This is a genomic window from Rhodosalinus sp., assembly GCF_041685465.1.
In the GTDB taxonomy this organism is placed as follows: Bacteria; Pseudomonadota; Alphaproteobacteria; order Rhodobacterales; family Rhodobacteraceae; genus Rhodosalinus.
In genome coordinates, this window is record NZ_JAWLFS010000169.1 from 1 (window position 1) to 6,744 (window position 6,744).

At 67.1% G+C, this 6,744-nt stretch carries 6 protein-coding genes; 4 read left to right on the plus strand and 2 right to left on the minus strand.

From position 1 onward, the window contains the following. The first annotated feature begins 189 nt into the window (after positions 1-189). Together ACESL7_RS11290 and ACESL7_RS11295 are read left to right on the plus strand one after the other, a co-directional pair. Positions 190-2,499, plus strand: coding sequence for a rhamnosyltransferase WsaF family glycosyltransferase (locus tag ACESL7_RS11290; protein ID WP_372893422.1), 2,310 nt, complete (start codon positions 190-192; stop codon positions 2,497-2,499). A 1-nt stretch (position 2,500) separates the two neighbouring features. Continuing rightward, the gene (locus ACESL7_RS11295) at positions 2,501-3,331 is read left to right on the plus strand and encodes a hypothetical protein (RefSeq protein ID WP_372893423.1); all 831 of its coding nucleotides are present in this window, start codon (positions 2,501-2,503) and stop codon (positions 3,329-3,331) included. 12 nt (positions 3,332-3,343) lie between these two features. Here ACESL7_RS11295 and ACESL7_RS11300 read toward each other — a convergent pair whose 3' ends face one another. Together ACESL7_RS11300 and ACESL7_RS11305 are read right to left on the minus strand one after the other, a co-directional pair. Next, on the minus strand, positions 3,344-4,009 hold the full coding sequence (locus ACESL7_RS11300; protein ID WP_372893424.1) for an ABC transporter ATP-binding protein: 666 nt from the start codon (positions 4,007-4,009) through the stop codon (positions 3,344-3,346). A 15-nt stretch (positions 4,010-4,024) separates the two neighbouring features. Further along, positions 4,025-5,344, minus strand: a complete 1,320-nt coding sequence (locus ACESL7_RS11305) for a KpsE/RkpR family capsule polysaccharide export protein (RefSeq protein WP_372893425.1) — start codon at positions 5,342-5,344, stop codon at positions 4,025-4,027. 175 nt (positions 5,345-5,519) lie between these two features. Between ACESL7_RS11305 and ACESL7_RS11310 the strand changes: the two genes are divergently transcribed. Further along, entirely contained in the window at positions 5,520-6,248 is a 729-nt protein-coding gene (locus ACESL7_RS11310) for an ABC transporter permease (protein ID WP_372893427.1), read from the plus strand. Between the two features lie 65 nt (positions 6,249-6,313). After that, the coding region (locus ACESL7_RS11315) for a sulfotransferase family 2 domain-containing protein (RefSeq protein ID WP_372893426.1) at positions 6,314-6,744 on the plus strand (431 nt) is incomplete at its 3' end.

Sequence of the window (6,744 nt, forward strand, 5' to 3'; positions counted from 1 at the left end):
GGCCCGGGCCGCGAGCAGTGCGGGGACGGCATCGGGCGCATCGCCCGGTCGGGCCGTCGACACAGGGTGCAGGCCGGTCCCTGCCTGACGCCGGGGCCACACCTGCGCCTGCGGCGCTTGCGGGGCGCCGGCCCGGCGGCTACACCGCTTCCCTGTACGCGCCCAACTCCGGGCCATCGGCGGGAGTCCATGACTCGTCAGATCGTTATCGTCATGGCCGTTCATCGGCCGACCCCTGCCTATCTGCGCGTGCAGCTGCAGTCTCTGGCAGCGCAGACGCAGAGGCCGAGCCTCCTCGTCGCCGTCATCTCCGATCGTGTATCGGGCCCTCTCGTGACGACAATGGCCGGGGAGACAGGGTTGCCGCTGACCCTCGTCGATCCGGGCGAGCAGCTCGACGCGGTCCGGGCCTTCGAGGCCGGCCTCGCCGAGGCTCTGGAACTCACGAAGGACGATCCGGACGCGGTCATCGCGCTTAGCGATCAGGATGACATCTGGAAGCCCGAACGTCTGAACCGGGGGCTGGCCGCGCTCGACGAAAGCGGTGCGGACCTCGTGCATGGCGACGCGCGCCTCGTGTCGGAGGACGGCGCGGCGGTCCTGCACGAGTCGATGTTCCGCTTCGAGCGGCGCCACCGGCGGCCGGGACTGCGCGGGCTGCTTTACCGCAACAACGTCACCGGAATGACGACGCTGATGCGGCGGCGGCTGGTGGAACTGGCGCTGCCCTTCCCGGCGCAGAGCGGCGTGCACTTCTATCACGATCTCTGGCTTGCCTTGCTGGCATCGGCGCTCGGTGGCGTGCAGCTGGTGCGCGAGCCGCTGGTCGATTACCGGCAGCACGATGCCAACGCGATCGGTGCCGTCGATCGGCAGGCCGGGTGGTTGCGCCCGGGCCTTCTGCGGCGGATGCGGGGCGCTGACGAGATGTGGCTGCGCCGCGAGGCGGCGAGCTACGCGCTGGCCCGCTATCTGGCGCAGTCGGCCCACAACCGGATGGTGGATGCCGTCGCCGATGGGCGCGTGCCGCACGGGCGCGCGCGTCTCGGCGCCTTGCGCCCCTTCCTGAAACGGTTCGGCGGCACCGCGATGCTGGGCCTGGATTCCGCCCGCCTCATGTTCACCGGACATATGGGGCTCGCCCGGATCGCCGGCGGCTTCGCGATTGTCAGCGTCGCGCGGCTGGTCTGGATACTGCGCGATACGATGACCGGCGGGCTCGATGATGCGCGGGACAGGTTCGATGAGCGGTTGTACTCGCTGTCGCCGGGCCTCCCCCCTGAGGCGCCGCAAGCCGTTGCGTCCGAAACGCGACGCAAGCCGGTCGCGCATACGGAGCTGGTGGATGATCGCAAGCGCCCGCGATGGCGGCCGGACTTCACGCGCGATGACCCGGCCGTCTGTGTCCTGGTGCCCACGCTCAACCCGGCCGAGGTGTTCGCAGGCGTCGCGACTGCGCTGGATCTCGGCCTCGGCCTCGCGGCGCGGGGCCATCGGGTCCAGTTCATCGCGACGGACCTCCCGATCTCGTCGCGCGGGACCTCGCTCCGTTTCGTGCGCAGGCGCCTCGACGGCCGCGATGCCGCGACGCGCGTGACCGTGCACTGCGGGGTGAAGGACGGCACGATCCCGGCGCATCGCGCCGACCGTTTCGTCGCCACGGCATGGTGGTCCGCGCATGTCGCGGATCGGCTCATCCGGCACCAGGGCTACCTTCAGCAGCGTTTCGTCTACCTGATCCAGGATTTCGAGCCGGCGTTCTATCCGTGGGGATCGGAGTACGCCGATGCGATGGCGAGCTATGCGCTCGAATTCCAGCCGGTTTTCAATACGGAGTCCCTGCGGGCGCACTTCGCGCAGTCCGGTTTCGCTTTCGCGGGTCCGGACGCTCTGGCCTTCCAGCCGGCGATCGACGTGACGCGCTATGCCGCGGGGGCGCGCGTGCCGCGTGACGGACGGAAGCGCAAGCTGGCGCTCTACGGCCGCCCCGAGGTGGCGCGCAACATGTACCCCACCGCGATCGAGGCGCTCGCGCGGTTCATCGAGGCGGAGCAGCTCGGTCCGGACGACATCGAGATGGTCTCGGTCGGCTTGCGCCACGACGACGTCGCATTGCCGCGGGGCGTGGTGCTGCGCAGTCTCGGCAAGCTGCCGTGGGAAGATTACCCGGTATTTCTGCGTGGTGTGGACATAGGGCTGTCGCTGATGCACTCGCCGCATCCGAGCCATCCGCCGATCGAGATGGCGGCCTCGGGCGTGCGCGTCGTGGCCAACCGCTTCGGGGCGAAGGACCTTGGCACGCTCACCTCGGCGATTCTCTCGGTCGAGCCGACGGTCGAGGCGCTGACGGGCGGGTTGCGACGTGCGTGGGGCATGGGGCCGGTCAGCGACGAGGAGCGTCGCATCGACCTCGGGCAGCTTGGGCTTCCCTTCGACACGATGCTGGATCGCCTGTCCACGGCGCTGGCGCCTGCGACACAAGACATGAAAGGTCGATGACGTGACCCGCCGGATCGTTCTGCATATCGGATCGCCCAAGTGCGGCTCGACCTACCTGCAGCAGGTTATGCTTCAGAACCGGGATCGTCTCTCGGCGCGCGGCATTCACTATCCGCATGACGGGGGCACGCACCCCGGCAACGCCGCGGCGCTCGCGTCCGTGTCGCGGGAAACGGTCGAGGGATGGTTCGCGGAGGGGGCCGGGACCGTCGTGCTCAGCCACGAGGATCTCTACGGGCAGCCGAGGCGCGGGGATGCGCTGGCGGAGCTCGCTCCGGCTGCGGGACTCGAGGTTCAGGTCGTCGCCTTCCTGCGGCCGTTCAGCGAATTCGTCTTCGGCGACTATTCGCAGTTCATGAAGCAGCATTTCGAGACCTATCTGGCCTCGCGGAACCCCTACGAGGGGCGGGACTTGCGCGCCTTCGCCGAGCGACGGGTCCGCAACCTCAAGCCGGCCGCCTTCCTGCGAAACTGGAGCAAGCGCTTTCCCGATCCGTCGCTGATCCTCGCGGGACACAGGGACATCCGGCCGGTCATGGAAGGATTGCTCGGCGAGGACGAGGGGATGAACTGGGAGCTGCACCCTTCCCGTAGCAACCGGTCCCTGCGCATGGAGGATTGCGACCGTATCGCCGCGATGATGCGCGACCCTGGCATTGCCGACGCTGATATCCGTGCAACCTTCCGCGCGGCCTTCCACAACGCCGGATTGCCCGACGCGGGCCGGACACCGGAGCGCCGGGATTGGCTGGAAGACCTGTTCAGCGAGCAGAACCGGCTGTTGCGCAAGCAGTTCGGCTACGACAACACCCTGCAGGCCGCGGACGTCTGAGGCACGTTCGAGTCATGGGGCGCGCCCCTGCATGAGGCTCTTGTGGTGCGCGAGCGCGTCCTCGACGTCGTCGTACATGTGCAGTTGGCCTTTCTCGAGCACGCCGGCGCGGTCGCAAAGGCGCCGGACCTGACCGGGCTGATGGGTGACCACGACGGCGCCGCTGTTCTGAAGCCGCTTCTTGAACAGTCGCTCGCTCTTGGATTTGAACGACGCATCGCCGACCGCCGTGACCTCGTCGACGAGATAGGTGTCGAAGTGGATTCCCATCGAAACGCCGAAGGCAAGGCGCGATTTCATGCCGGAGGAATAGCTGCGCACCGGCAGCTCGAAATGCGCGCCGAGTTCCGCGAAATCGCCGACGAAGCGGGTCAACTCGTCCGAATCCACGCCGTAGACGCGGGCGATGAAGCGGGTGTTCTGCACGCCTGTCAGCTCCGGGTGGAAGCTTCCGGCGAAGCCGACCGGCCAGGACACCGTGCCATGCGTGACCACCTCGCCGCTGTCGGGGTCCATCGAGCCCGAGATCATCTTGAGCATGCTCGACTTGCCCGCGCCGTTCCGCCCCAGGACCGCAACCGCCTTGCCGCGCGGGAACAGGGCGTTGATGCCATCCGCGATCACCTTGCGCCGGCCGTTGAGCACGAAAACCTTGGTCACGTTGCGTAGCTCGATCATCGCGAAAGCCGCACGTCAGCGCCGGTCGCGCAGCGAGTAATAGATCATCACGATGATCGACCAGCTCACCAGAAGGAAGGCGCCTGCGAGGGCAAGAAGCATGACCCGGCGCGGGTACTGCGGTGTCTCGGGCATGGTCGGATCAAGATAGGCGGCCAGATAGCGCGACTTGCGCTGCGCCTCCGCGACGGCGGTGTCGTACGCGGCGAGCGCCGACAGGTAGCTCTTTTCAGCGAACTCCATGTCTACGGCAAGTGACTCATAGTCCGCGATGAGGGTCGAATAGGCATCTGCCGGCGCCTCTGCCGGCGGCGTGTCCCCCAAGCCGGCGCCGATCGCCGGTGCGTCCTCTGGGGGGGTGTTGCCGAACCGCGCGCGTTCTGCGCGGATGCGGGTCCGGATCACGTCGACGCGCTCGCGCGCGCGGACGACGCGCGGGTCGTCCTGCGGCGCGTTCTCGGTCAGCAGGTCGAGTTCGATCAGCGCGTCGGCGAGCTGCTGCTGGAGCGTGTTCAGCAGGCCCATGCGGCCCTGGATATCGGCCGAGGGGTCCACGATCTGCGTGCGCGACCGGAAATCCGTCATGGCGGTGCGCGCTTCCTTCAACCGTTCGATGGAACGATCCAGTTCTTCCTGCGCGTATCGAGTGGCGTCGTCGCGGGCGATGGTCGAGAGGCCGTTCACCATGTCGCTGCTCTCGTCGAAGATCGCCGTGGCGATGGCGTGGGCATCTTCGGGGGCGAAGGCGAGCACGCGAACCTCTATCAGACCGCTCGCCCGGTCGTAGAAGACCTTCACCATGCGCTGCCAGTAATCCGCGAGTGCCTCGATCCGGACGTCGCTGCCGAGGCCGAACACGGGATCATCCGTGTTGACGTAGATATCCCTGAGGTTGATCCGCTCCTGTACGGCCCGCACCATCTTCTGGCTGCGGATGAATTCGTAGAGGATGTCGGTGTCGGAGGAGCTCGAGGAGGAGAGCTCGGTGATGCCGCCCAGAAGTTCCACGGCCGACCCGACCTCCTCGGTGCGCACCGAGAAGCCGACCTGGCTCGCGTACTGGTCGTCGGCGACCATGTAGAGATACGCCGCCGCAAGGCCGAGCGGTACCACGACCCATGCGAGAAAGAAGGCGATGAGCACGTAATGGCGCAGTTTCAGCCGCGCGCGCCGGGCGACGGGCGGGACGGGTGGCGCGTCCGACTGCTGCGACGACGGCGCCTTGCCCCCCTTGCCGCCGGTGCGGCCTTCCGGCTTGCCCTTGCCCGGCATTCCGGTCACCACCCCCCTGCCGTCCGTCGGAGCGTCGGGCGAGGCCTTCTTGGCGTCTGTCACGGCGAAACCTTCTTGTTTGGCGTGGGGCCGCTTGTGCGTCGGCCGGCGGCCCGTGCTAAGGTGTGGCGAAGATATGGTAGACACGCAGGCCCCGCAATCAGAGCTTCCCGAGCTGCCGGAAGGCCGCGGCCGGCGGCCGCTTCGGCCGGGCACGCCGCGCACGGTCGCGGCGCTGATGCTGCGCGAGATGGCCTCGACGCACGGGCGCTCGGCGCTGGGCTACCTCTGGGCGATTCTCGAGCCGGTGGGCGGCATCATCCTGTTGACGTTCATCTTCTCGCTCATGTTGCGCTCGCCCGGCATCGGCACCAACTTTCCGCTGTTCTATGCGACGGGCATGCTGCCCTTCGTCGCCTACATGGATATCAGCCAGAAAACATCCGTCGCGCTTCGCTTCTCGCGGCAGTTGCTGGCCTATCCCGGCGTGACGTTCGTCGACGCGCTGATCGCGCGCGTGCTGCTCAACAGCATAACCCAGATCATGGTCTGGGTCGTCGTGCTGACCGGTATCATCCAGATCTATCGCCTCGACGTGATTCTCGATCCGCCGTTGGTCGCCCTGAGCTTCGCCATGACGATCAGCCTCGGGCTGGGGATCGGGACGCTCAACTGCTATCTGCTGTCCGTTTTCCCCACCTGGGAGCGGATCTGGGCGATCCTGACGCGCCCGCTCTTCATCATTTCCTGCATTTTCTTCCTGTTCGACGATGTGCCGCAGCCGTTCCAGGACTGGCTGTGGTGGAACCCGCTGATACACGTCGTCGGGCAGAGCCGTGAGGGGATCTACGCCACGTATGATGCGAACTACGTGTCGCTGATCTATGTCTTCGCGGTCGCCTGTGTCACCTTCGCGCTCGGTCTGCTGCTGCTGCGGCGCTACTATCGGGACATCATAAACGACTGACCCTTTGACACGATTGCCGGTGCCTGCGCGCTCTGCTACGCGACGGCCCGATCGAGGGAGAGGCAGTGGGCTGGCGCGGGTACATCGACAGGACGCATGGCGCCGTCTTCTTCTGGTCTCAGAAAGCGGCCTGCACGACGCTCTTCGAGATGCTGGCCGACAACATGGCCGAGCGACCGCAGAAGAAGCTCCATTTCCATCTGCATAGCGCGCCGGGTCACCGCTGCCGCGAGGCGATAAGGCGGCACGGGCTGACCTCCGTGATCCTTGCACGGCATCCGGCGTCGCGTGCGATCAGCGCCTATCTCAACAAGTTCTGCGTCTATCGCGGGCGCCGGCTCGAGAGCCGTCGGCAGCTCGAGCCCTTCGCGCAGGAGCTCCACGATACCCACGTGCGCGCGGCAGGCGGCAGTCCCGACACGGACGACCCGAACACGATCACCTTCGAGCAGTTCCTCGACACCGTCGCGCGGATGCGGGCAGAGGCGGAAAAACC